Here is a 25,350-nt window from a genome sequence, read left to right as displayed (position 1 = left end):
AACCACTATTAGTTACAAGATAGTAAATTAGCAGAAATTAAATCTATGTAAGTTCAAGCTTATAACCTACGCCATGTATGTTGGTGATTTTAATGGAGGTGTCATCTTGGAGTTTCTTACGTAACTTCGAGATATACGTATCCAAACTTCTGCCAACAAAAACACCATGATCTTCCCACACTTTTTTAGTGAGTTCATCACGTTTTATGATTTGATTTGGGTTGGCTGCAAATATTTCTAATAGCTCACATTCCTTTTTAGAAAGACTGATTTCTTCAGCATGTTTGACCAGTTTGTTCTGTTCCGGATAAAAGTGAAAACTGCCAATTTCTGAATAATTCCCAACTTCTTTAGTGCTTAAAACAACTTCTTTTCGTTTATAAAAACCAAAAAACAATAAGCCAAAACCACTTAATAACAAGCTATAAAACCCAGCTTTTTTTAAGGATGCATGCGGTTTTAAATCCGTAAATACCACCTCGATGGCGTAGCAACTTTCTGGTAAATATCTGCCACTACAAGGTACAATGCTATTTTCTACATTATTTAAAATTTGAAAACTATAAGCCACTTCTTGAGCTTCGCAAGCAATAGTTTCAACTATATAATTATTTGGAAGTGCTGACTTATGAAATGAGGCGTCAATTATGGACACTAACTGACTAGGCTCGAAAGATAAGGGCTTTTCAAAAGTTAATTGGAAAGTATTATTTTTAAGCGCTTTTACAGGTAAAACCAAGGATGTAGAATCTTGGTTTATAAGCAATAATTGGTTGCCAACTTCACGTAATGACACTTTAACGCGTTCAGAAAATAAGGTCGAATCATCTTTGGTAGTGAGTAGTAATACAATTGATAATAAGACAATTAGTAAGCCACTAATTTTAAAAATAAATCTTTTTGCCATAACAGGTGTAAATTACTAACATTTTGAGGACTTTTTACAACTGTTCACACTTCTTTTACAATTTTTTGACACTTTTTACACGTGTTTCAGGTAGTTTTACTAAACAATCAAAACGAATCAATTATGTATAAATCAATTATTTACAGTCTTATTTTTTTAGGCACATCTTGTGGTCAAACAAAAATTACAGAAACGGAAACCATTCAAAATCTAGCACTAAAAACTAAAACTGAAACTTCAAATTATATGGAGTTTAACGGTAATCCCCTGTTCATTTCCGATCCTTATGATTTAGAATTATCAATTGAAAAAATCGGAAATAACGGCTATCAGTTAGTAACCGAAATCATATTAAAAAATGATTCTTATTTTGTGTCTCCACATTCAAAGGTTGCCTACAAAGGCCGGTTTAGTTCTGGTTTACAGAAAAACGCGAACCTAGAAATGACAAATAATATTATAGAAATACCGCGTTCTGTTGAAGAAATAGATCCGCATCCCTTTGTAAACGGCCCGGTAAATTGGGTACGGGAAAACACCACCTATACCCAACCTTTAAAACTTAATACAAATTCAGATTTTGAGGTTTCTGGTTTAATAAAATTCACCATTGAACCACGCAGCTCACTAGAAAAAATAGGTTATACAATACGTTATAAATCGGGAAATATGACTGTGCAAATTTTACAAGGCTGTCAGATTATTGAGCTGTAATGCTAGTTAAAACATAAGCATTTAGAAATTTAATATTGCTAGATTAAGTCGTACCTTTGTGTTTACTTTAAAAACGCGGTATGGCAAGTCAAATAAAATGTCCGAATTGTGGAGTTTACAATACAAATCAAGATTATTGTACAAACTGCGGCACGTTATTATCCTACCAGAAGCGACGAGAATTAGCGTTTGCGCAAGATGAAAAAGACCGTAAAGAACGTGAGCGCATCCAAAAGGAAGAATCGCCTTCCTTCTACGAAAAAAATAAAGACCACCGCTTTTTAGTGGTTCGTATATTTGCTAAAGTTACACACTCCATCTACGTGGCATTTATGGCTATTGGCATGTTCATTGCCTGGTTGATATCTTCCATTGTAGCATGAAAATTTTAAAACACCCATTTTTTTTTATCAGTGCCCTAATTGCAACGTTAATTTATTTAGCTCAAAGGTTTCAGGTGTCACTTCCAGATTGGATTAATTTTTACGTGAATGATTTTTTATGCATGCCTATCGTTTTAAGTTTGTGCTTGGCCGTAATTAGGCACCTGAAACAAACCGATAATCTCTACGTTCCGTTGTTGGCTGTTTTGGGATTAACAACCTATTTTGCTTTATATTTTGAATGGTTTATGCCACAAATCAGCACACGATACACAGCGGATATAATAGATGTTGGTTTATATTATTTAGGAGCCATGTTGTTTTTCAAAGTTCAGAAACGCTTATTTTGAAAATTGTACTGTAGATTGATCTTTACCAACCACCAATTCCACGTCTTGCCCTAAAATCATGGCGCGATTATCATCTTCATGACCAGCAGGCATATTAAAGGAAATTGGAAAATCATAGTCTGATAAAGCATCTAAAATTAATTGTTCAATAGAACTTCCCCAAACCGTTGTGTTTTTTCGCATTTTAGTCATATCACCAACTAAAACGCCCGCGCAATTATTAAAATAACCAGCGCGCTTTAAACTTTGTAACATACGATCTACATGGTATTTGTATTCGCCAATTTCTTCAATAAACAAAATTTTACCCGATGTATCTATACTACTTTTAGAGCCTAACATGGTATGAAGCATGGTTAAATTACCACCAACAATAGGTGCGTTTACGACGCCCACTTTATTATAATTAGAACCCTTTAAAGTATAAGCAATGGGCTCGCCAAACAGTGCTTTTTTAAAAGTAGCAATCGTCTGGTCTAAACCGGTTTCATCAGCTGTTAAACTAGTGCACATCATGGCATGAATGGTTTCAAAACCTTCATTATGAAAATCGTTATGTAAGGCTGTAATATCACTATAACCTATTAACCATTTTGGATTTTTTTTAAGTTGTGTATAATCTAATTTATCTAAAATCCTTACGGTTCCATAACCACCTCTTGCAGCCCAAATAGCACTAACCGTAGGATTATCCATCGCTTTTTGAAAATCTTCACAACGTTCCAAATCTGTACCTGCAAAATGATTGTCTTGACTAAAAACATGCTTACCAACCAAAGCATGCAATCCCCAACTTTCTAATAATTTTACAGCGCGTTGGACTTCGGCTTGACGGTTTTTTAGAATTCCCGAGGGAGCTACAATAGCAACCGTATCACCTGCTTTTAAATATGGTGGTTGTATCAATTTTTGCAGTTTTTGAGTTGATGATTCTACCTGTTTTGCGGTATCTGTTCCAAAGAACAAAACCGAACAACACAGCACAATTAATAATGAGATTTTTGACATAGTGTAAATGTACATTTTTTTTCACATGTTATAAATTTTAACAACCATAAATCAGAAACAAGTTATCTTAAAAAAGCCATCTAAAATTTATAATTTCACACGTTTAAATAGACCTTAAAATGCGTACTTTTGTGACTTCAAAATAATAATTAAAAACAGTAAGGCATGCATAGGCTTACTGTTTTTGACATAAGTTTATTAATATCATGAATCAACCAAAACGATATACTATTACAGCCGCTTTACCGTACACAAACGGTCCTATCCATATTGGCCATTTGGCTGGTGTGTATGTACCTGCTGATATTTACGCACGTTATTTACGTTTAACAAATAACGATGTTGCCTTTATTTGCGGCAGTGATGAACACGGTGTTCCTATTACTATTAAAGCTAAAAAAGAAGGTGTTTCACCTCAAGATATCGTTGATAAATACCATGCGATTATTAAAAAATCCTTTGAAGATTTCGGAATTACCTTTGATAATTATTCCAGAACGTCTGCAAAAATTCATCATGACACGGCTCAAGAATTTTTTAAAACCTTGTATGATAAAGGAGAATTTATAGAAGAAATTACCGAGCAGTTATACGACGAAGAAGCCAACCAGTTTTTAGCCGATCGTTTTGTAACAGGAACCTGTCCAAAATGTGGTAATGAAGAAGCTTATGGCGATCAATGTGAAAAATGTGGAAGTAGTTTAAATGCTACAGATTTAATTAATCCGAAATCTGCTATTACTGGAAATGTTCCAACAATGAAAGAAACCAAACACTGGTTTTTACCTCTAGATAAACATGAAGCTTTCTTAAAAGAATGGATTTTAGAAGGTCACAAAAAAGATTGGAAACCTAATGTTTACGGACAAGTTAAATCGTGGATTGATGATGGTTTACGTCCAAGAGCTGTAACCAGAGATTTGGATTGGGGAATTCCTGTTCCTGTTAAAGGTGGTGAAGGCAAAGTGCTTTACGTTTGGTTTGATGCTCCTATCGGTTACATTTCTGCTACTAAAGAATGGGCAGAACGTGTAGGGAAAGATTGGGAACCGTACTGGAAAAGTGATGACACCAAATTGGTACACTTTATTGGTAAAGACAATATTGTGTTTCACTGTATTATTTTCCCAAGCATGCTAAAAGCTGAAGGTTCGTATATTTTACCAGATAATGTGCCAGCTAACGAATTTTTAAATTTAGAAGGTCAGAAATTATCAACCTCAAAAAACTGGGCCGTTTGGTTACCAGATTATTTAGTGGATTTTCCAAATCAGCAAGATGTGTTGCGTTACGCCTTAACAGCCAACGCACCAGAAAGTAAGGATAACGATTTTACCTGGGCAGATTTTCAGGCTAGAAATAACAATGAACTCGTTGCTATTTTCGGGAACTTTATTAATCGTGTGGTCGTTTTAACCAACAAGTATTATGATGGTTTTGTTCCGGAAGCATCTGAATTTTCAACAGTAGATGAAGAAACGCTTGCAGCAATAAAAGCCTATCCAGCCGTGATATCTAGTTCTATAGAACGCTATAGATTTCGTGAAGCAAGTCAAGAATTCATGAATTTAGCGCGATTAGGTAATAAATATTTAGCAGATGAAGAACCTTGGAAACTGGTTAAAACAGATGAAGCGCGAACCAAAACAATTATGTTTGTCGCTTTACAAATTGCTTCCGCTTTAGCCACTTTAGGCGAACCATTTTTACCGTTTACATCTGCAAAATTGAAAAAGATTCTTCGCGTAGCTGAAAATGATAGTGATAGTTCAGGTGAAGTTAAGAACTCATGGAACGATATTGCAACCAAACCAACTCTAATTCCAGCAGGACATCAAATTGGTCCAGCCGAATTATTATTTTCGAAAATAGAAGATGAAACCATTCAACTGCAATTAGAAAAATTAGAAGCCAGTAAAAAAGCCAATGAAGCTTCCAATAAAGCCGTAGAGCCTGAAAAAGAAACCATTAGTTTTGAGGATTTCTCGAAACTCGATTTACGGGTAGGAACAATTTTAGAGGCCGAAAAAATGCCAAAAGCCAATAAGCTTTTAGTGTTAAAAGTAGACACAGGTATTGATGTTAGAACCATTGTTTCCGGAATTGCCGAAAGTTTTAAACCAGAAGATATTATTGGTAGAAAAGTTACGGTTTTAGTCAATTTAGCTCCTAGAAAGTTACGAGGGGTGGAAAGTCAAGGCATGATTTTAATGACGGAAAACCCGGAAGGCGCATTGGTATTTGTAAATCCTGATGATGCTTCGGTAACAAATGGCTTACAGATTTCTTAACCATAACCTATGAAAAATAATTACCTACTACTTATTCTTTTTTTGTTTCAAATCAGCCTATTCAGTCAGAAAGCTGTTATGACTTTCAAAAATGAGGACGTTTCCAGAAAAACGAATAAAGATGCTGTTATTCTTTCCAATTCCTTAACCCATGATTTAACTATACTGTTGGTGGAACGTAAAGACGTGCATGCTTATTTGTTTAATTCCGATTTTGAATTACAATCTCAATTTCAAACTGAATTAATTAAAAGTAAATATGACGAACCACTGGGTTTTAAATTAAGTAACAACAAGCAACATATTTTATTTTCAAATAGTAAACGCAAGCAATTTGGCGTTTTAACCTTAAATTTTGAAACTAAAAATAGTACAGCTACCGAATTGGATTTTAATTTTGAAGATGAACTTTTTATTGAAGCCCTTCCTTATAAAAACAAACTATACGTTTTATCAAGCACAAAAGATCAAGACATCCTAATTCGTGAAATGACTGATAATTTAGATTTCAAATTGGTTAACACCATGAAAATAAATCATGAGGATATTAGTTTAAATGAGCGTAAAAATCATAGTGCCTTTTCATTATTCGGAACCAGCAATTCTAATATTCAGAAAATAGATCCACGTGTTCCTAATTCTATTGAACAAACCTCGCATGCCAATAAGCTTTATCAATATGATAATTTGACTTATTTGACCTTCGAAATGGAAGAATATGGAACTTTAATCTACACCTTAAATTTGGACGATTTATCCTATCAAGTTAAAACCTATGAATATCCAAAGGGCAAGTTAGATGATTTAAAGCGTTTTAATTCCTACATCAGTCCAGACTATTTTTATCAAATAGCCAGTTCTAAAGATGAAATGCGTTTCTTAATTAATGATTTATCTGGCGTGCTTATAACAGACTATTTTGTAAAAAGAGATGCTTCTATTTCATTTAAAAATACGCCAATTATTCAAGAAGGTGCTACGGCAGTTCCTTTTGTAAACCGACGTGAACTGGAGGAAAGTTCCAAATATTTACGAAAAATTACATCTGGCGATTTGGGTATTACAGTCTTGAAACAGGATAATCATTTTTATATAACCCTTGGCGGTTACAAGGAAGTTAATAACAGTGGTGGTGGCATGATGATGACGGGAGGCGTATCAACCGTAGGTCCAACCCACGTAATGGTTATGAACCCTACGTTTTATAGTTACAACGCCTATACATCGTCAAAATCTACCTATTTTACATCTAAATTAAATTCAGAGTTTAAGCATGTTAAAGGCAAGATTTCAGAAAATGTATTCGAAAAAATCAAAAAATTCAGTAGTAAGTTTAAGTACATAACGGCTGAAAATGTGTTTTTTCACAACAACCAACTTTACTTTGGTTATTTCGACTTGAAGAAAGCAACGTATAGCTTGAATGCGTTTTAAACTTGGTTAGACTTTTCAAAATAACGTTCGCGTTTCAACCTCTATATTAAAGTAACAATCAATTCTATAGCAGTCACTTTTTATAATTTATTATATCAATAACACGCTGTTTTTATTCGTTTGAATTAAGATGCATCCGTTTTAAAGCGTATTTTTGAGTTACTAAAATTTAACATTTATGAGACATATTATAGTATTAGTATTAACCTTAAGTTTATTATCCTGCGGTACAACCAAAGTTGTGCGCGACTCGGAGAAAGATTTGAAAGGCAGCTGGACCTTAAACTCCTTTAATTATAGTAAAACAGGATCTTTTGCGGTCGATTTGTTTAACGACACCTCAACGGATTGTTTTGAAGGCAGTACTTGGAATTTTGTTCCAAACAATAATTCGGGAACCTATGTAATTAACAGTGGAAATTGTGCGACAGGTCCACGGAAATTTAAATTTAGCATTCAAGAAATTGATCCGACTTCAGGTTTATATGATTTTTTATTAAAACCAGTAGATGCTAAAGGTAATTCAGATACCAACCAAGGCTATCGCTTAAAATTAGCTGGAATTACAGCAACAACCATGCAATGGCGCCAGACCGTAACTTTAGACGGAAGCCCATTCACTATATTTATGAATTTTACAAAACAATAAAATAATGAGAAAAGTAATTAATAAAATAACGTTAATAGCGCTTGCAGGTGTTTTGGTAATTAGTTTTACCAACTGTAAGGCTGTAGAAAATTCGAATAACAGACAGAAAGGTGCTGCCATTGGTGTCGCTGGAGGTGCAATTTTAGGAGCCATCATTGGAAACAATGTTAAAGGTGGTAGTTCTGAATTAGGCGCTGTAATTGGTGGTGTTGTTGGTGGTGGCGCAGGTGTCATTATTGGAAACCAAATGGATAAACAAGCACAACGTATTGAAGAAGAAGTTCCTGGCGCAACCGTGGAACGTGTAGATCAAGGTATCGTTGTGACATTTGATGAAAATAGTGGTGTTCATTTTGCCACAGAAAAATACAATATTAACGCACAATCGCGAGAAAATTTAGATAAATTAGCTGGCGTATTTAAAGAATATCCAGACACTAACCTTTTAATTGTTGGTCATACAGATAGTAACGGTAATGATGCGTATAATATGACCCTATCTAAAAATAGAGCTATGGCTGTAACAGATTATTTAAGAGACGTTAAAGGCATTAGCAGCTCTCGTTTAACCACACATTGGTTTGGAGAAGAGCAACCTATAGTTGATAATTCAACACCTGAAGGTCGCGCTAAAAACAGACGTGTAAACATTGCTATTGTTCCTAACGAGGAAATGGTGAATCAAGCACAACAACAATCAGGAAATTAAAAACACCTATTATGAAAAAACACATTGTAGCCTTTGCTGTTTTAGCACTCCTATTTTCTATGAGCTGCAAATCAGACAAACAAGAAAACACAGAATCAACAGAAGTTGAAATAACTAAAGCTGAAACGAAACCAGATATGCATACCAGTCAAAATTCATTGGACTGGAAAGGCACGTATGTTGGAACATTACCTTGTGCCGATTGCGAAGGTATTAAAACAACGATTCGATTAAATGAAGACATGTCTTACGAGGCAGTTATGGATTATTTAGGCAAAAAAGATGGTGTCTTTGAAACCCGTGGATACTACAAATGGGAAGATAATGGCCAAAATATTTTGCTGTCTGACGATAATGAAACCAAATTTAAAGTGGGTGAAAACAAACTCATCCAATTAGATAAATCTGGCGAAGTTGTAACAGGCGAATTGGCAGAATTTTACGTACTGCAAAAACAGAATAGGAATAACACTGGTGAAATAGCATTTACTGATACCAAATGGAAATTAGTGAAATTAATGGGTCAAGATATTACCGATTCTGAAGCATTTATTTCATTTGCAACCGATGAAAATAAAGTTTTTGGACATGCCGGTTGCAATAATTTTAATGGATCTTTTGAAGTAGCCAATAAATTACAGTTGAAACTGTCTAAAATGGCTACTACCATGAAATCGTGTTCCGAAGAAGATATGAAGATTGAGCAGAAATTTTTAGAGGTTTTAAATACCGTAGATAATTTTTCCTTAAGCGGAAATACCATGACATTAAACAAGGCAAAAATGGCACCTTTAGCAGTATTTGAAGCTGTAGAATAGTCCATTACATTATTATAAATGAAAAACCTCGCAGACTATGTACTGCGAGGTTTTTTTAGTAATTTACAGCACTGAAAAAACGGCGTTACGTATCACGAATCGGTAACGTTTCAAATACGATATATTATGTCATCGGAATTAAAATTGCATTGGAATACCGCTTATAATAAAACCGATAATCAATTGGGTTGGTTTGAAGAAAACCCTGAACAAACCATGAAACTGGTTTTAAAAACGCAACTTCCCAAAGATGCCAGAATTCTTAATGTTGGCGCAGGAACAACCACCTTAATCGATGCGCTTTTGGATGCCGACTATACAAACCTTATTGTAAATGATTTGAGTAATCAAGCACTTGAAAAACTGCAAACACGCATTAAAAACTCACACAATTATAATTTGAATTGTGTGGTTGATGATTTAACAAAACCAAAAAAATTAAACCAATTAGAACCCATAGATTTATGGATAGATCGTGCTGTGTTACATTTCTTTCTTGCCGAAAAGGACCAACAAGCATATTTCAATCTCATTAAGCAAATAGTTGCTAAAAATGGGTTTGTCCTCATTGCCGTTTTTGCAACTAATGGCGCTGAAAAATGCTGCGGACTGGATTTGAAACGCTATAACACTAACATGCTTCAAGACGAATTAGGTTCGGATTTTGAACTTATTTCCAGCTTCAATCACACCTTTATAAATCCGTTTGGTGGCGAACGTCCTTATATTTACACTTTATTTAAACGACTTACATGCAATTAGTATCCTATATTATTTCCCATACTCAATTACCAGAAACATCAGTAAAAAATACGGTTGAATTATTACATGAGGCCTGTACCATTCCGTTTATTTCGCGCTACCGAAAAGAACGCACCGGAAATTTAGATGAAGTTCAAATTGGTGACATCGTTAAATACAAGGAGCAGTTTGAAACGCTAGAAAAACGAAAAATCACTATTTTAAAAGCATTAGAAGATCAAGATGTTTTAAGCGCTGAATTGAGACAAAAAATAGAAGCCACTCAAGATATTACCACTTTAGAAGACATCTATTTACCATATAAAAAAAGCAGAAAAACCAAAGCAGAAACGGCCAGAAAAAACGGCTTGGAACCTTTGGCTAAAATAATCATGAGTCAAAATGCTTCTGATATTGAATCCATTGCTCATAAATATATAAAAGGCGATATTTCTTCTGCTGAAGACGCTTTGGAAGGTGCCAGACATATTATCTCGGAATGGATTAACGAACGAACCGATGTTAGAAATAATATCCGACAGCAATTAGAACGTTTTGCTATGATTTCTACCAAGGTGGTAAAATCTAAAAAAGATGATGAAGCAGCGCAGAAATTTCGTGATTATTTTGAATGGGAAGAATCGTTAAGCCGCATTCCATCACATAGATTACTCGCCATTCTTCGTGCCGAAAAGGAAGGATTTATAAAAGCAAAAATCTCCATTGATGACGAAAAAGCCTTATTTAAAATTGAAGATCGCATAATTAAATCCAGAAACGCATGCGCATCTCAAATTCAATTAGCCATCCAAGATGCTTACAAACGCTTATTATTTCCGTCCCTAAGTAATGAAGTCCTTCAAAATGCCAAAGAAAAAGCCGATGCTTCCGCTATTACTGTATTTGCCAAAAACTTAAAACAATTATTACTCGGTTCGCCACTAGGTGAAAAACGTGTTTTAGCCATTGATCCTGGTTTCAGAACGGGTTGCAAAATTGTGTGTCTAGACGCACAAGGCAATTTAAAACACAACGAAACCATTTATCCGCATCCGCCAAAAAGTGATGCCATTGGTGCCATGAAAAAAATAAGTTCCCTTGCGGAAGCTTATCAAATTGAAGCCATTGCCATTGGTAATGGAACAGCATCTCGGGAAACCGAAGCGCTGATTCGAAAAGTCCATTTTAAAAACGACATTCAAGTATTTGTAGTGAGTGAAGCTGGAGCGAGTATTTATTCCGCTTCAAAAATTGCGCGTGAGGAATTTCCAAATTATGATGTTACCGTTCGTGGTTCTGTATCTATTGGAAGACGTTTGCAAGATCCACTTGCCGAACTTGTGAAAATTGATGCCAAATCTATTGGCGTGGGTCAGTATCAGCATGATGTAGACCAAACAAAACTCCAAAGTGAATTAGATACGGTTGTGGAAAGTTGTGTAAATGCGGTTGGTGTAAATATTAATACGGCTAGTACATCGTTATTAAGTTATGTCTCTGGAATTGGCCCGAAATTAGCCGAAAATATTGTTAATTACAGAACAGAACATGGTGTTTTTAAATCGCGAAAGGCTATTAAAAAAGTGCCCCGTTTAGGTGATAAAGCTTTTGAACAAGGTGCTGCTTTTTTAAGAATAAAGGAATCTAAAAACCCGTTAGACGATTCCGCAGTGCATCCTGAAAGTTATACCATAGTAGAAAAAATGGCTAAAGATCTAGGCAAACCTATTTCCAATTTAATTGGAAACTCTAAAGTGCTTCAAAAACTGAATTTATCAGATTATTGTTCAGATTCTGTTGGTTTACCCACACTTCAAGATATTATTAAAGAATTAGAAAAACCCGGTTTGGATATTCGTGAGCAAGCCAAAGTATTTACATTCAACCAAAACATCAAATCCATTACAGACTTACAGGAAGGGCAACTGCTTCCCGGCATTGTTAACAACATAACCAATTTTGGGGCTTTTGTAGATGTGGGTATCAAGGAAAGTGGATTAATCCATGTTTCTAATTTATCGGATAGTTTTGTAAGCGATGTGAATGCACATGTTAGCTTGCATCAACAAGTTATTGTTAAAGTATTGGAAGTGGATGTACCCCGAAAACGCATTCAATTAAAACTACATAAATAATTAGCTGTTTAATTGATCTTGCAAAGCATTTCGGGATTCACTACCATAAATACCATCGACAAAAATATGGGAATCGGTTTGGAATTTAATGAGGGCTTGTTCTGTTTTTGGTCCGAAAACACCATCGGCATGACCGTTTAAATAATCTAATTTTATTAGGATTTTCTGAAGCAGTTTTACGTTTTCATTACTATCACCTTTTCGCAAATAACCTGTTGGAATAGTTAGTGATTCATCAACCGCATCCGTCAGACTTCTGAATTCCAAAATACGATCCAAGGGAAAGGTTTGAATATTCACTTCATCATTTTGATTTCCACCCAAGCAGTAAATAGATTTTCCACTTTTGGTATAACCCAAAAAGAAACCCACATGACCGAATATACCATTAATATCTGTTCGCCAAAACACGACAATATCACCAGGTTGTGGCCAATCGGTTTTATTACCAATTTTAAGCCAGCTTCTAGCCATAGCACTATTAGATCTTGGTAAATTGGCTTGAAGCGCCACCCAATTTGCAAAAATACTGCACCAAGCTACTTCGTCATTTCCGAACTTTAAACCCGTTGTTTCTTGATATTCTAAAATGCGATCGTTGTGGGCATTTTCGCCTTTAATTTCTTTCTGCCCCAATTCACCAAAGGCAATTTTTAATGTTTCTCCTAACATAATGTATTGTTTATAATGAATAAATACGCTATCAATCAATATGTTATAACAGGAAGTAATAAATATACACAAAATAACAACATGTTTATAAAAAGCTTTTTTAGGCATGTATTCCTACAAAAAGCCGCATAAAACTATTACATTGCTGCTTTCAAATTAATCAAAAAATTGCATGCTTCAAATTGCCTTCCACCCTATTTACAAACATCCATTACCAGAAAGGCATCGGTTTCCCATGTTGAAGTATGAGTTGCTTCCCAAGCAATTACTTTACGAAGGAACGTGTACAAATGCCAATTTCTTCGAACCTGAAATTCCCGATGATTCCCATATTTTACGTGTGCATACCGAAGCATATTATCATGATTTATTGAACCTGACATTAGATGCAAAAGCCATCCGGAAAATTGGATTTCCATTAAGTGATGCATTAGTAAAGCGCGAAGTTATGATTGCCGATGGCACCATAAAAGCGAGCGAATTTGCTCTAAAACATGGCATTGCCATGAATATTGCTGGCGGAACGCATCATGCCTATTCCAATAAAGGCGAAGGATTTTGCATGTTGAATGACCAAGCCATTGGCGCACGGTATCTCCAAGAAAATAAATTAGCAACCAAAATTCTAATCGTAGATCTAGATGTGCATCAAGGCAATGGAACTGCCGAGATTTTTCAGAATGATTCCTCCGTTTTCACATTTTCTATGCACGGAAAAAGCAATTACCCCTTTAAAAAGGAAACCAGTGATTTGGATATTGCTTTAGAAACGAATACGACAGATGACACCTATCTAACAATTCTAAAAGAAACGCTACCCAAACTAATAGCTTCAGAAAAACCAGATTTCATCTACTATTTATGTGGTGTGGATGTAATGGCTTCCGATAAATTAGGAAAATTAGCACTCACCATAACAGGTTGTAAAGAGCGTGATCGGTTTGTATTGCAGACCTGCCATGACCTAAACATTCCTGTTATGTGTAGTATGGGTGGTGGTTATTCGCCAGATATAAAAACTATTATTGAAGCACATGCCAACACCTTTCGTTTGGCACAACACATTTATTTTTAATACAAAATTCGCCTGTTTTTCATTCATACTCAAATAAGGGATAATATAGTATCAGAAATAGCCTATTTAATATCATAATAATCACACGTGAGGCGCTACTTTTGCGGCTTGTTAAATTGTAAGGTTTGATATTATGAAAAAGGCTAGAATTGCTCTTGTTATTGGTATTATTTGTATTTCTGTTTTCCCTATTTTGGTTAAATTAAATTTAACGCCAGGTGTTATTTCGGCATTTTACCGCATGGCATTTTCGTTTGTGCTATTAGTGCCATTTGTTTTATGGAAAAAGCAGTTTAAACTTCCCAATGTAAAAATGGGACTTTTAGCTGTACTCTGCGGTATTGTTTTTGGGAGCGATGTGGCCGTTTGGAATATTGCTATTCAGGAATCTACAGCAACACAAGCTTCGTTGTTAACAAACTTATCCCCAGTTTGGGTTGGTGTTTTAGCCTTGTTTTTTCTGAAAGATAAACCACGAGGCAATTTTTGGATTGGCACATTAGTGGCTGTTTTTGGCATGATGTTATTAGTCGGTTTTTCAACGTTTAGAAACTTGGATTTCGATTTAGCTTTTAGTTTTGGTATTCTGTCTGGTATATTTTATGCGTTCTACATGCTAATTAGTAAAGAAGTATTAAAACAATTAAACGTACTTACATTTATGACCATTAGCCTTGGCGCATCATCCATATTTTTAGGGTTTTTAAGCTACGGATTAAACGAACCGTTTTCCGGATTCTCCAATATGGGTTGGTTTGTATTGGTTTTGCAAGCCGTTATCTGTCAGCTAGCTGCCTGGTTGCTCATTAGTTTTGCCACTAAAAAAATGCGTGCTACACGGGTTTCTGTCAGTTTATTAGGACAAGGAATTTTGGCGTCTATTTTAGCTTGGTTGTTTTTAGATGAAACTATCACCTTGCAAATGGTATTAGGTGGATTCGTTTTACTTTTTGGCATCCGATTGACATTTTACGAAAAACAACTTCATAAAAATTTACTGCCAAAACGTTTCATAAAACAGTCCGTATAACGTCATAGAAAATAAGTATTTTAGAGCCAGTTTATAACTATTTTAGAAAAACGTATGAATTGGATTTTATTAATTATTGCTGGTTTATTTGAAGTGGCATTCGCGGCCTGTTTAGGAAAATTTAAGGAAACCTCTGGAAGCTTGGCCACCTATTGGTTTATAGGTTTTCTGGTGTGTTTAACCATTAGCATGGTACTTTTGGTAAAAGCCACACAAAGTTTACCTATTGGAACCGCTTATGCCGTTTGGACAGGCATTGGCGCTGTAGGAACCGTTTTAGTTGGCATCTTTATTTTTAAAGAACCTGCAGATTTTTGGCGTTTATTTTTTATAACCACTTTAATCGTTTCCATTGTTGGGTTAAAATTTGTTACCAACTAAACGGGGTCAGAATAGCTACTTATTTAGGAGTATTATAACTTTAACTCCTCAAGAAATTATGTAACTTTACTTAAAAGCATAAATTATGGTATCAAAAAACATTGAAAACGCATTAAACGAACAAATTCGTGTAGAAGCAGAATCGTCTCAAATATATTTAGCCATGGCCTGTTGGGCGGAAGTAAAAGGCCTTGAAGGTGTGGCAAACTTTATGTACAGCCAATCTCAAGAAGAGCGCGACCACATGTTAAAACTTATAAAATTTGTCAATGAACGTGGTGGACATGCCCATGTTTCGGAATTAAAAGCACCAAATGTGACCTTTAAATCCTTCCAAGAAATGTTTGAAAAACTCTATGAACACGAAGTGTATGTTTCAGAAAGCATAAATGAGTTAGTACATATTAGTTTACAGGAAAAAGATTACGCCACTCACAATTTCTTACAGTGGTATGTAGCTGAGCAAATTGAAGAAGAAGCTATGGCACGCACCATTTTAGATAAAATAAATTTAATAGGAAACGATAAAGGCGGATTGTATTTATTTGATCGTGATATTGAACAATTAACCATTAGTTCAGCAGCCTCAACGGGAACTGTTTAATTTTAACAGATAATTTTATTTAGAATCAATAAAAATAATTAATTTTGTCTTATCATCTACAAATGAATCCATTGTGGGCAAAAAGAAAGACAAGAAAAAACAGAAAAAGGCTTTAAAAGCGTTACGCGAAGCAGGTATCATTTCTGCGGAAAAGAAAGTAAAAAGCAAATGCTGTGAAAAATATTTAAAAAGCGAAAAAAAACGATGTGGCAAATGTCCGTGTTTTGATTTGCTTCAAAAAGTTGCATAAAAAAAGCCGCGAAGGTCATTCGCGGCTTTTCTTTTTTTATGGCAATTATTACTTGCCAAACATTAGCAATTCGTTGCATAACACTTCGGTAATGTAATGCTTCTTGCCGTCTTTATCATCCCAAGATCTGTTGGTTAATTTGCCTTCTATAGCAATTTCTTGTCCTTTGGTAACATACGCCTCAACCACTTTTACCAAGCCATTTTTTACTATCACATTATGCCAGTAGGTACGTTCTACTTTTTCGCCATTTTGGTCTTTATAGCTATCGTCTGTAGCTAATGAAAATTTAGCCATTTTATTACCATCTTCAAAACTGATGATTTCTGGATCCTGTCCAAGTCTTCCAATTAACTGTACTTTGTTTCTTAACGTATTCATAAGATAAGGTTTTAATTATGTTGAAAATCATTAGGTCAAATCAACACGGCAAAGATGCAACCCCTTGCAAGTATTAGTCGGTAGTTACCTATTTAAATTCGTTTGTAAATGTTTGTAGTCGTTTGGAAACGGTTAATTTTGAATTTAAGTGTATATTTATACTTATATAACACGTTGGGCATAATACAAAAAAATGACGTTTGAAATTGAAAAATCGGGTCCGCCATACTTATTCAGGTATAGGTCAAATGGCGAATTTACAATTGATGAGCTAGAAAATAGCTATATCTATTTCTCTGATAGAAAGGAACTAAATGACCCATACGATTCAATTCCCAATTTAATAAATCTAACGAATGATGTAGAGGAATTGAAAAATTCATATAATCTTATCCTTGAGAATATTAACGATTCGATTACAAAATCCTATTTCACTAGAAAATTTTCAGCTGATAATGTTAAAGATTTGATTAATGAAAGTTTGGAACCTTTTTTAAATCAATTTGGAATTGCTTGCTTTTCAATAAACCCATTGAATTTACCATTATGGGCTAATTATTCAAATAATAATAAAGGTATTTGTCTTCAATTTAATATGGATAAAGACATTAATTTCTTTAAAAACTGGAGACCTGTAACCTATGAAACCGACTTAAAACAAACAATTTTTAATCCAAGTACAAATCGCAGTGGAATTATGGATGTTTTTTTTAGAAAATCAAAACTTTGGAATAATGAATATGAAATTAGACTAGTTAAGCAAAAAAAAGGCAAGATTAAATTTAAAAAGGAAGCACTTGCAAATGTAATTTTAGGATATAATATTGAACCAGATTATAAAGATAGAATTATAAAAACAATCGAGAAAAACTATAGTAACACAAATATATTCCAGATGAAAAGACCAACTGAATTAAAAACAATAAGCTTTACAAAAATATAAGTACTATGCCCAACAGCGCATATAGTTTATGGCGGAATTAGTGCAAAACCCAAAGTTTTTGTAATTTTAGAAACGTAAAATCTTAACTGAAATATTTGCGCATTTTTCCCGCCACAAACCATATACGCAAACCGTTGTAACACATTTGACCAAATCAAGGAAATGCAGGAATTTAAAGATTGGAAAGAGTTTATTAACCGAATTTTAATTGACAGCGCACAATTTAAAAATCCAACTTCTGATATAACAAATGCAACGGAAATCGAAACATTCAAATCGACTGACAAAAACTCTCTGACTGAAATACGAGTTGGATATTTTACAGAAGAAAATAAACTGATTTATCTTCATATTTTCAATCCTACAGTTCCAGGTTATAATAAATATGTTTACGGAGAATATTTTTATCAATATCATTTTAGCGAACCGCCAGATTATGGAGACCCAGCTTTGGAATTTAACGAGCGGAATCGAAACGGAATTATCTCAATTCTTGAAAAAGGACTGATAGGAAAAGAAGTTCAATTCGTGAAAAACAACAAAATCCTGAAATCCAAACTATTCATTGCGGAACCTGACTCGAACTTTAGCTATTCTTATGACTTTATAAAGAGAGGTTTTTGGAATAAAATATTCGGACAGAAAATTGACAAAATGGACGGAATTGAAAAGAGAGAAATAGAACTGAATAAAATATTTAGCGGAATAAAAAACGTGTTACAACAAAGTACTGTGGTAAAAAAAAAGTAAAAACGCATTAACGTTTCACCAAAGTACTTCTATGAGTATTCTCATATATTAATCCTGATTTTGTACTAGCAAAAGCCTGTTTTAACGGCTTATTACATACTGCAATTAATGCTAATTTTGGTTTTCCTAGAACAACTATGCGCTCATAAATTTCGCTATCTTTGTTATCTACCAAACAAGACACCCCTTATGATTTTCATAGACAATGAAGGCCACACCAATCCAAAACTAAACCTAGCTTTAGAAGAATATGCCTTAAGGCATTTTGATACTTCCACAGATTATTTGCTGTTTTACATTAACGAGCCATCCATTATTATTGGAAGAAACCAAAATACCTTGGAGGAAATTAACCAGGAATATATAGATGATAACAACATCCATGTGGTGCGTCGTGTTTCTGGTGGTGGCGCGGTTTATCATGATTTAGGAAATTTAAACTTTAGTTTTATTACCAATCATGATGGAAAACGTATAAGCAACTTTAAAAAATTTACAGCACCCGTTATTCGGGTTTTAAATAATATGGGCGTTTCGGCTGAACTCAAAGGCCGAAATGATATTTTGGTAAACGAGAAGAAAATTTCTGGAACTGCGCAGTTTTCTACAGGAAAACGGATGATTAGTCATGGTACCCTTTTATTTGATACAGATATGAGCGAAGTAACAAAAGCGCTTCAAGTAAAAATGAGCAAAATAGAATCTAAAGGTCATAAATCGGTAAGAAGTCGCGTGGCTAATATTAGCGAATTTTTAAAAACCCCCATATCTATGGAAGCTTTTAAAAATCAGCTACTGGTTGGATTATATGAAGCCAGTGAACCTTTTGAAACCTACAAATTAACGGAAGCGGAATGGCAAGCGGTTTATAAACTGAAAGCCGATAAATATGATTTATGGGATTGGAATTTTGGACGATCGCCCAAGTTTAATATCCAACGCAACAAGCGGTTTTCTGTAGGAGAAATTGATTTGCGCATTTTTGTTGAAAAAGGCCATATTTCGGAATGTAAAGTCTTTGGCGATTTCTTTGGTAGAAAACCCGTTTCAGACATTGAAAGCTTGCTTATTGGTGTGCCTTATGATAAAGTTGAAATCACAAAGGCATTAAAAAACTTGTCTGTTAAAGAATATTTTGGCGATTTAGAAAAAATGGAGTTTTTAAATCTCATTTATGGGAATGATTAATGCTATAAGCCATCACAATAAAGTGCTACCTTTACACCCATGGCAAAACTTTTAAGCTATTTATATCCTATTACCAAAAAAGTAAAATCGGAAATTAACGGCACGTTAGAAATTACTTGGTACAACGGAAAAAAACATTTAAATTCTAAAAACGCTAACTATTCGTATGGTTCATTACAGCGCATTTTAAAGTTTGGTTTGGAGAAACTAGACCTTAAAAATGTGAATTCCATTCTTGTTTTAGGACTTGGTGGCGGCAGTGTTATTGAAACACTGAGAACCGATTTTAATTACCAAAATCAAATTACAGCTGTAGATATTGATCCACAAATAATAGCCATTGCGAAGCAAGAATTTCAGATTGAAACTTCTAAAAAATTAAATATTATATGTGATGATGCACTGCATTATATTGAAAACACACCAGATACGTTCGATCTCATCATCATCGATTTATTTATAGACCTCACGGTTCCCGAACAATTTCTAGATCTATCATTTTGGGAGACCACTCTAAAACGCAAATCGGCAAGTGGTTCCATTTTATTTAATGCCTCATTAGACAAAGAGCTTTCTCAAAAACTAGAGCATATTATTAGTTATTTAAAATCGCATATCTACCAAGTGGATGTTTACAAAAAAGTGAATCAAACAAATACGGTGGTTATTGGAAAAGCTTTGTAATGGCTTCTTAGAGAATAATTTATATATTTAGGCAATAACTTGGCTATTTATTCTACTTAAGAAATGAAATAAGTTGAAAGTTTAGTCAAAAAGTAATTTCAAAAATCAGCAGTATGCAAAAACAATGTCCAGAATGTGGTGATAAAATTGTTGGCCGAATTGATAAAAAATTCTGTAGTGATGCCTGTAGAAATTCGTTTAATAATCGCGTGAATAAAGACTCCAAAAACCTAATTAGAAATACCAATAACCGTTTACGTAAAAACTACCGCATTCTGGAAGAGCTGAATCCAGAGCAAAAAACCAAATCATCCAGAGCGAAACTCATTGAAAAAGGTTTCGATTTTAATTATTTCACCAGTATCTACACAACCAAAGCTGGTACGGTTTATTATTTTGTTTATGATCAAGGCTACTTGCCTTTAGAGGGCGATTATTATGCTTTGGTGAAACGGGAAGGCTAACTTTACAACCTTAACAAGCCCATTATCAATAATTTAAGAAAATTTTAACTTTTATCCCATTATATGATTAATGTCATGTTTTAGGTTAATCCACTCTTTTATTTTGCATAGAAGACTAAAAGGTCTTTTTAACTAATTAACGACTAATCATATGCTATCAAAAAAACAAGCACGCGCGTTTTTCTTGGGAGGAACTGTGGTAACATTCTTAATATTTATAGGATTAACCATTTTCTCCTTAAGCAAAGGGCAAGATCAAACCAACCATGAAGGCATTACCGAACAAGTAATTCACGGCAAAGTTTTATGGGAAGAAAACAATTGTATGGGTTGCCATACTATTTTAGGTGAAGGTGCCTACTACGCTCCCGAATTAACAAAAGTACTAGACCGCAGAGGCGAAGGTTATGTTAAAGCCGTTTTAATGTCGCCAGTTCCGTGGAATCCCAACGGAAGACAAATGGTTGCCTATGGGTTCACCGCCGAGGAGGCTGAAGATTTAATAGCCTTTTTTGATTGGATTGGCGGTATAGATTTGAATGGTTTTGATACCGTTATATCCCCTCTAGCTAAAGACAGAATTGAAAGAAAGAAAAAAAACAACTAACCCAGAATTACACTTTTAAACACGTTGATACTATATAACATGTTTACTAGGTATTGCTTCTGGCTTCTAACATAATAAAACTAAACCAATGAAATATAAATCTCAAAAAGTAGCCTACTGGTTTTTTGCCTTTTCCATGCTACTCCTCGTTTTACAAATCACCTACGGGTTCATTATGGGTTTTGCTCGTATTGGATTTGATGGTCTTCACGAATTCATCCCCTTTAACACAGCAAGAGCTGTACATACCAACCTTTTAGTCGTTTGGTTGCTTTCTGGTTTTATGGGCGCTGCCTATTATATTATCCCTGAAGAAGCACAACGCGACTTAGTTAGTGTTAAATGGGCTTATGTTCAATTAATTTCACTTGCCGTTGTTGGTGTTGCTGCAGTAGTTGGCTACCATTTTAACTGGTGGGAAGGTCGTAAATTTTTAGAAATACCCAGACAATTAGATTATTTAGTTGTAGCAAACGTATTACTGTTTTTAGGAATCATTTTAGCCACCCTTTTTAAAGGAAAACGCAAAACCACAACAGCGCTCGTTCTCACCATGGGCTTGGTTTTTGCTGCTTTACTCTATATTCCAGGCATGTTGCCTTTTGATAGTCAAGTAACCGATTCTTTTTTCAGATGGTGGGTTGTTCATTTATGGGTTGAAGGTGTTTGGGAGTTAATCATGGGCGGTATTCTATCCTTTTTATTAATAAAACTTACGGGTGTTGATAGAGAGGTTATTGAAAAATGGTTATATGTTATTGTTGGTTTAACCTTCCTATCAGGAATTTTAGGAACAGGACATCACTACTATTATATTGGAGTAAATAAAATCTGGTTAATTGTAGGTGGCATTTTCTCTGCACTGGAACCTTTAGCATTCTTGGCCATGGCCTTATTTGCTGTAAATATGTACAGAAAAGGCGAAAAGAAACACCCTAATAAAATAGCACTCTTCTGGACTTTAGGCTCGGCTATTGTCTCTTTTGTAGGCGCTGGTTTATTAGGATTTGCCCATACGCTACCACAAACCAATTTATACACACATGGAACTTTAGTAACTGCCATGCATGCACACCTAGCTTTTTGGGGAGCTTATGCCATGATTGTTCTAGCCATTATTAGTTATGCCTTACCAAATATGACCGGTAGAAAGTTTTACGACAGCCCTATTGGACGTGCCGCTTTCTGGATGTCTAATGTAGGTATGGTAGGTATGACGGTTGCCTTTGGTGTTGCAGGTGTAGCTCAAGTATATTTGGAACGCAAATTTAAAATGGACTTTATGGAAGTACAAGCCGAAGTAAGCATTCACTTTGTTGTACTAATTTTATGTGCAACACTCTTTTTTACGGGTATTATTTTTTACATCTGGGACTTCTATAAGCATGGATTACCTACAGATGAAGCATTAGATTTAGAATCAGATTTATAACACTGAATTGCAAAAAAGGGCCTTTTAGTTACCCCGAGTTATTGAAGCTTTATTTGCTCATACCTGACAACCCACAACTTCAAAAGTCTTATACTAAAGGCCTTTTTTAAATTTTACAAACCATGAACAACACATTAGAGTCATCCGATATAAAGCCTTCTAAATTGAAAACAGAAAATCAACAAACAGCAACTACCATTCCCTTTTACAAACCTATAGCAAAAGAAGTAGAAGTATTTGATCACGCTTATAAAAACAAAATTCAGGTATTATTAAAAGGGCCTACAGGAACAGGAAAAACACGTTTTATAGATTTCATGACGCATCAATTAAACAAGAAACTAATTACTATTTCCTGTCATGAGGAGACGTCCTCCACCGATTTAATTGGTCGCTATATAATTCAAGGTTCCGAAACCGTTTGGATTGATGGTCCCCTTACTCAAGCAGTAAAAACAGGCGCTATTATTTATTTAGATGAAATTGCCGAAGCCAGACCCGATGTTATTGTAGCCATTCACTCGCTTACCGATCATAGAAAAGAACTTTATATTGATAAACTAGGCGAAACCATAAAAGCACATCCCGATTTTATGTTGGTTGCGTCCTTTAATCCTGGTTATCAAAAAGGCTTTAAGGAATTAAAACCGTCTACCAGGCAACGTTTTATTGCCTTGGCTTTTAATTATCCAAATGAAAAAGACGAAGCGGAAATCTTAAGCAATGAAACCCAAATTGATGCGGCAACAGCTAAAAAATTAGTATCTATTGCTACTAAAATTAGAAACCTAACAGAACTTGGTTTAACTGAAACCGTTTCAACACGTTTATTGGTGGATGCCGCCAAATTAATTCACACCGGTTTAGGAAAACGTTTAGCAGTTCGTGTGGCTGTGGTTGAACCCTTAACAGACGATCTTGAAATTACGGAAGCTTTAGCTGATTTATGCGATTTAATGATTTAAAAAACGAATCATGTTTGAACCTGATGAATATCTCTTTTCCAAAGTTGCCAAGTTTTTAAAGCGTCGTAAAAAAAATGCTCAAGAAACATTGGAACATGCGGTTAAACTAAAAGATATAAAGCAACGGCTCACTATTTTTTCTAGAGCAATTACCGGTCAAGCCATTGAGATTTTTGAAGCGGAACGTGAAGGTGGTTATAAAAACAATAGCTTCTTTTTACCGACACAATTTTCTGAATTTGCCACTTTTGAACAAAACACCAAATTCTATATTTTTCGAATTGTATATCTATCCATTCAAAAAAATCAGCATTTAAATTTTATGTCTGAAGATGAATTTACTTTGGAAGACGCTCGAGAAAAAGCCCAGGAAACTTCTAGTTTAGTTTTAAATGAGATGTTTCAACAATTTCCAATAAACAAGAAAATTCATCAGGAATTAATTACCTTATACTTCAACAAATCAACCGAAAAAACCCCTGAAGATTTAAGTTTTATTTACGGAAAATGGATGAAAAATGATCCAGAAACCTTAAAGAAATCGGTGTTGAAAAATATTTCAGAACAGGTAAAAATAGCCATAGACCACGAAATAAATACCATTTTAAAGGCGAATGCTGTCGAAGAAATTTCCACGTTAGAAATAGATAAAAAGCAACAGGAAGATTATGTGCTACTGCATAATTTTGAAAAAGCCGAAACAGCCGAAGAATGGGAAGGAGGCTGGAGAGATTTTGATGGGGATGATGATTTGGACGATCATGCAAACGCTTTGGAAGACCTCAACATGAAACATACCGTTCGTGTGGACGATCCCGTTCATTCCATTTATCAAGCAGAATTTATAGAAAACACCACCATTTCTGAAAGTACCGAATTAGACACAGAAGCGCCACATATTGCTTATGACGAATGGGACTATTCCAAGCGTGCCTATAAACCGAATTTCTGTAAAGTATACCCTAAAAAACAACTAGAAACAGATGCGGCATATTATAAAAAAACACTTCAAAAAAATGCGTCGACCTTAACAGGTTTGCGTAAAATGTTGACGTCTGTTAATAATAAATATCAGCAACAACGCAGTCAAACACAAGGTGACGATTTTGACTTAGATGCTATAACAGATTTATATGTGGATATAAATTCGGGACGAACACCTTCGGAAAAAATTTACCTATCAAAACGAAAAAAAGACAAAGATTTATCTATTTCAATCTTATTAGATGTCAGCTTATCTAGTGACGGATATGCTGGAGGCAATAAAGTAATTGATGTTGAAAAACAAGTTTCCATTATTTTCGGAGAAATTTTAAACGAATTTAATGTGGATTTCTCCATAGATTGTTTCTTTTCCAAAACAAGGAATTACGCAACCTACCTCACCTTAAAAGGTTTTGACGATAATTGGGACACGGCCAAACATAAAATTGGCGCGGTGGAACCTAGTGGATACACCAGAATTGGTACAGCTTTACGACATTCTGGCGCTTTGCTAGACGCTCGAGACACCAAAAACAAATGGGTTATTTTAATTTCCGATGGTAAACCAAATGACTACGATAAATACGAAGGCAAATATGGCATTCAGGACGTAAAACAAGCCTTACGCGAATTAAATCAGCGTAACATTAATTCATACGCCTTGGCAATTGAAGCGGAAGCCAAATATTATTTGCCGCAAATGTTTGGACAAAACCATTATCAAATATTAACAACACCTGTCGAGTTATTAGAATCGTTAGTAAAACTCTACGAAAAAATAAAACACCAAAGTTAGAATGA

At 34.7% G+C, this 25,350-nt stretch carries 28 protein-coding genes and 1 pseudogene; 24 read left to right on the top strand and 5 right to left on the bottom strand.

What is annotated here, in order from left to right:
• Window positions 1-43 precede the first annotated feature (43 nt).
• The gene (locus ACFPH8_RS03790; protein WP_376858587.1) at window positions 44-907 is read right to left on the bottom strand and encodes a winged helix-turn-helix domain-containing protein; all 864 of its coding nucleotides are present in this window, start codon (window positions 905-907) and stop codon (window positions 44-46) included.
• Window positions 908-1,030: 123 nt separating this feature from the next.
• Here ACFPH8_RS03790 and ACFPH8_RS03785 point away from each other — a divergent pair, with 123 nt between their 5' ends.
• The 3 genes from ACFPH8_RS03785 (at window position 1,031) to ACFPH8_RS03775 (ending at window position 2,354) form a co-directional block, all read left to right on the top strand.
• Window positions 1,031-1,621 (top strand): hypothetical protein, encoded by a 591-nt coding sequence (locus tag ACFPH8_RS03785; RefSeq protein WP_376858585.1) that lies wholly within the window; start codon window positions 1,031-1,033, stop codon window positions 1,619-1,621.
• Between the two features lie 80 nt (window positions 1,622-1,701).
• Complete coding sequence (locus tag ACFPH8_RS03780; RefSeq protein WP_376858583.1) at window positions 1,702-2,004, top strand: TFIIB-type zinc ribbon-containing protein; 303 nt, start codon at window positions 1,702-1,704, stop codon at window positions 2,002-2,004.
• Window positions 2,001-2,354, top strand: a complete 354-nt coding sequence (locus ACFPH8_RS03775; RefSeq protein ID WP_376858581.1) for a hypothetical protein — start codon at window positions 2,001-2,003, stop codon at window positions 2,352-2,354. Before ACFPH8_RS03780 ends, ACFPH8_RS03775 begins: the two co-directional genes overlap by 4 nt.
• On the opposite strand, the gene ACFPH8_RS03770 is transcribed toward ACFPH8_RS03775, so the two are convergent.
• On the bottom strand, window positions 2,346-3,362 hold the full coding sequence (locus ACFPH8_RS03770; protein ID WP_376858579.1) for a S66 peptidase family protein: 1,017 nt from the start codon (window positions 3,360-3,362) through the stop codon (window positions 2,346-2,348). The two genes, ACFPH8_RS03775 and ACFPH8_RS03770, sit on opposite strands and share 9 nt — an antisense overlap.
• 206 nt (window positions 3,363-3,568) lie before the next feature.
• Here ACFPH8_RS03770 and metG point away from each other — a divergent pair, with 206 nt between their 5' ends.
• The 7 genes from metG (at window position 3,569) to ACFPH8_RS03735 (ending at window position 12,139) form a co-directional block, all read left to right on the top strand.
• Window positions 3,569-5,653 (top strand): methionine--tRNA ligase, encoded by a 2,085-nt coding sequence (gene metG, locus ACFPH8_RS03765; protein WP_376858577.1) that lies wholly within the window; start codon window positions 3,569-3,571, stop codon window positions 5,651-5,653.
• A gap of 9 nt (window positions 5,654-5,662) precedes the next feature.
• Window positions 5,663-7,087 (top strand): hypothetical protein, encoded by a 1,425-nt coding sequence (locus tag ACFPH8_RS03760; protein ID WP_376858575.1) that lies wholly within the window; start codon window positions 5,663-5,665, stop codon window positions 7,085-7,087.
• 178 nt (window positions 7,088-7,265) lie between these two features.
• The gene (locus ACFPH8_RS03755) at window positions 7,266-7,736 is read left to right on the top strand and encodes a lipocalin family protein (protein WP_248397317.1); all 471 of its coding nucleotides are present in this window, start codon (window positions 7,266-7,268) and stop codon (window positions 7,734-7,736) included.
• A gap of 4 nt (window positions 7,737-7,740) precedes the next feature.
• Entirely contained in the window at window positions 7,741-8,445 is a 705-nt protein-coding gene (locus ACFPH8_RS03750) for a YiaD family glycine zipper/OmpA-like lipoprotein (protein WP_248397315.1), read from the top strand.
• A gap of 11 nt (window positions 8,446-8,456) precedes the next feature.
• Window positions 8,457-9,263, top strand: a complete 807-nt coding sequence (locus ACFPH8_RS03745) for a copper resistance protein NlpE N-terminal domain-containing protein (RefSeq protein ID WP_376858572.1) — start codon at window positions 8,457-8,459, stop codon at window positions 9,261-9,263.
• Between the two features lie 126 nt (window positions 9,264-9,389).
• Window positions 9,390-10,025: a class I SAM-dependent methyltransferase gene (locus ACFPH8_RS03740; protein ID WP_376858570.1), complete on the top strand. Its 636-nt coding sequence runs from the start codon at window positions 9,390-9,392 to the stop codon at window positions 10,023-10,025.
• A complete protein-coding gene (locus ACFPH8_RS03735) occupies window positions 10,016-12,139 on the top strand; it encodes a Tex family protein (protein ID WP_376858568.1) in 2,124 nt (707 codons plus the stop codon). The genes ACFPH8_RS03740 and ACFPH8_RS03735 overlap by 10 nt, the downstream gene beginning before the upstream one ends.
• Here ACFPH8_RS03735 and ACFPH8_RS03730 read toward each other — a convergent pair whose 3' ends face one another.
• Window positions 12,140-12,811: a C40 family peptidase gene (locus ACFPH8_RS03730; RefSeq protein ID WP_376858566.1), complete on the bottom strand. Its 672-nt coding sequence runs from the start codon at window positions 12,809-12,811 to the stop codon at window positions 12,140-12,142.
• A gap of 172 nt (window positions 12,812-12,983) precedes the next feature.
• On the opposite strand from ACFPH8_RS03730, the gene ACFPH8_RS03725 reads away from it, so the two are divergent.
• The 5 genes from ACFPH8_RS03725 (at window position 12,984) to ACFPH8_RS03705 (ending at window position 16,151) form a co-directional block, all read left to right on the top strand.
• The gene (locus ACFPH8_RS03725; protein ID WP_376858564.1) at window positions 12,984-13,886 is read left to right on the top strand and encodes a histone deacetylase family protein; all 903 of its coding nucleotides are present in this window, start codon (window positions 12,984-12,986) and stop codon (window positions 13,884-13,886) included.
• Window positions 13,887-14,019: 133 nt separating this feature from the next.
• Window positions 14,020-14,916, top strand: coding sequence for a DMT family transporter (locus tag ACFPH8_RS03720; protein WP_376858562.1), 897 nt, complete (start codon window positions 14,020-14,022; stop codon window positions 14,914-14,916).
• 54 nt (window positions 14,917-14,970) lie between these two features.
• Window positions 14,971-15,297 (top strand): DMT family transporter, encoded by a 327-nt coding sequence (locus ACFPH8_RS03715; protein ID WP_248397300.1) that lies wholly within the window; start codon window positions 14,971-14,973, stop codon window positions 15,295-15,297.
• 85 nt (window positions 15,298-15,382) lie between these two features.
• Window positions 15,383-15,901, top strand: a complete 519-nt coding sequence (locus tag ACFPH8_RS03710; protein WP_248397298.1) for a ferritin — start codon at window positions 15,383-15,385, stop codon at window positions 15,899-15,901.
• 73 nt (window positions 15,902-15,974) lie between these two features.
• Complete coding sequence (locus tag ACFPH8_RS03705) at window positions 15,975-16,151, top strand: hypothetical protein (RefSeq protein ID WP_170244070.1); 177 nt, start codon at window positions 15,975-15,977, stop codon at window positions 16,149-16,151.
• Between the two features lie 48 nt (window positions 16,152-16,199).
• Here the strand turns inward: ACFPH8_RS03705 and ACFPH8_RS03700 are convergent, their stop codons facing one another.
• Window positions 16,200-16,532 (bottom strand): single-stranded DNA-binding protein, encoded by a 333-nt coding sequence (locus ACFPH8_RS03700; protein WP_376858559.1) that lies wholly within the window; start codon window positions 16,530-16,532, stop codon window positions 16,200-16,202.
• A 193-nt stretch (window positions 16,533-16,725) separates the two neighbouring features.
• Here ACFPH8_RS03700 and ACFPH8_RS03695 point away from each other — a divergent pair, with 193 nt between their 5' ends.
• Window positions 16,726-17,475: a DUF2971 domain-containing protein gene (locus ACFPH8_RS03695; protein WP_376858557.1), complete on the top strand. Its 750-nt coding sequence runs from the start codon at window positions 16,726-16,728 to the stop codon at window positions 17,473-17,475.
• A gap of 162 nt (window positions 17,476-17,637) precedes the next feature.
• Window positions 17,638-18,225, top strand: coding sequence for a hypothetical protein (locus ACFPH8_RS03690; protein WP_376858555.1), 588 nt, complete (start codon window positions 17,638-17,640; stop codon window positions 18,223-18,225).
• A gap of 7 nt (window positions 18,226-18,232) precedes the next feature.
• Here ACFPH8_RS03690 and ACFPH8_RS15020 read toward each other — a convergent pair.
• Window positions 18,233-18,382: pseudogene (locus ACFPH8_RS15020) on the bottom strand (IS110 family transposase); the annotation flags it as partial.
• Window positions 18,383-18,414: 32 nt separating this feature from the next.
• Here ACFPH8_RS15020 and ACFPH8_RS03685 point away from each other — a divergent pair.
• From ACFPH8_RS03685 to ACFPH8_RS03655, 7 genes are all read left to right on the top strand, one after another.
• Window positions 18,415-19,413: a lipoate--protein ligase gene (locus ACFPH8_RS03685; RefSeq protein WP_376858553.1), complete on the top strand. Its 999-nt coding sequence runs from the start codon at window positions 18,415-18,417 to the stop codon at window positions 19,411-19,413.
• A 39-nt stretch (window positions 19,414-19,452) separates the two neighbouring features.
• On the top strand, window positions 19,453-20,097 hold the full coding sequence (locus tag ACFPH8_RS03680) for a spermidine synthase (RefSeq protein ID WP_376858551.1): 645 nt from the start codon (window positions 19,453-19,455) through the stop codon (window positions 20,095-20,097).
• Window positions 20,098-20,210: 113 nt separating this feature from the next.
• On the top strand, window positions 20,211-20,561 hold the full coding sequence (locus ACFPH8_RS03675) for a hypothetical protein (RefSeq protein ID WP_066247556.1): 351 nt from the start codon (window positions 20,211-20,213) through the stop codon (window positions 20,559-20,561).
• A gap of 151 nt (window positions 20,562-20,712) precedes the next feature.
• Entirely contained in the window at window positions 20,713-21,168 is a 456-nt protein-coding gene (locus ACFPH8_RS03670; protein ID WP_376858549.1) for a c-type cytochrome, read from the top strand.
• Window positions 21,169-21,256: 88 nt separating this feature from the next.
• Window positions 21,257-22,600: a cbb3-type cytochrome c oxidase subunit I gene (locus ACFPH8_RS03665; RefSeq protein WP_376858547.1), complete on the top strand. Its 1,344-nt coding sequence runs from the start codon at window positions 21,257-21,259 to the stop codon at window positions 22,598-22,600.
• A 122-nt stretch (window positions 22,601-22,722) separates the two neighbouring features.
• Window positions 22,723-23,565: a CbbQ/NirQ/NorQ/GpvN family protein gene (locus ACFPH8_RS03660; protein ID WP_376858545.1), complete on the top strand. Its 843-nt coding sequence runs from the start codon at window positions 22,723-22,725 to the stop codon at window positions 23,563-23,565.
• A 10-nt stretch (window positions 23,566-23,575) separates the two neighbouring features.
• Window positions 23,576-25,345 (top strand): nitric oxide reductase activation protein NorD, encoded by a 1,770-nt coding sequence (locus tag ACFPH8_RS03655; protein WP_376858543.1) that lies wholly within the window; start codon window positions 23,576-23,578, stop codon window positions 25,343-25,345.
• Window positions 25,346-25,350 lie beyond the last annotated feature (5 nt).

It is taken from the genome of Bizionia hallyeonensis (assembly GCF_042657385.1).
GTDB lineage: Bacteria > Bacteroidota > Bacteroidia > Flavobacteriales > Flavobacteriaceae > Algorimicrobium > Algorimicrobium hallyeonense.
This window is presented reverse-complemented; position numbering and strand designations above follow the sequence as displayed.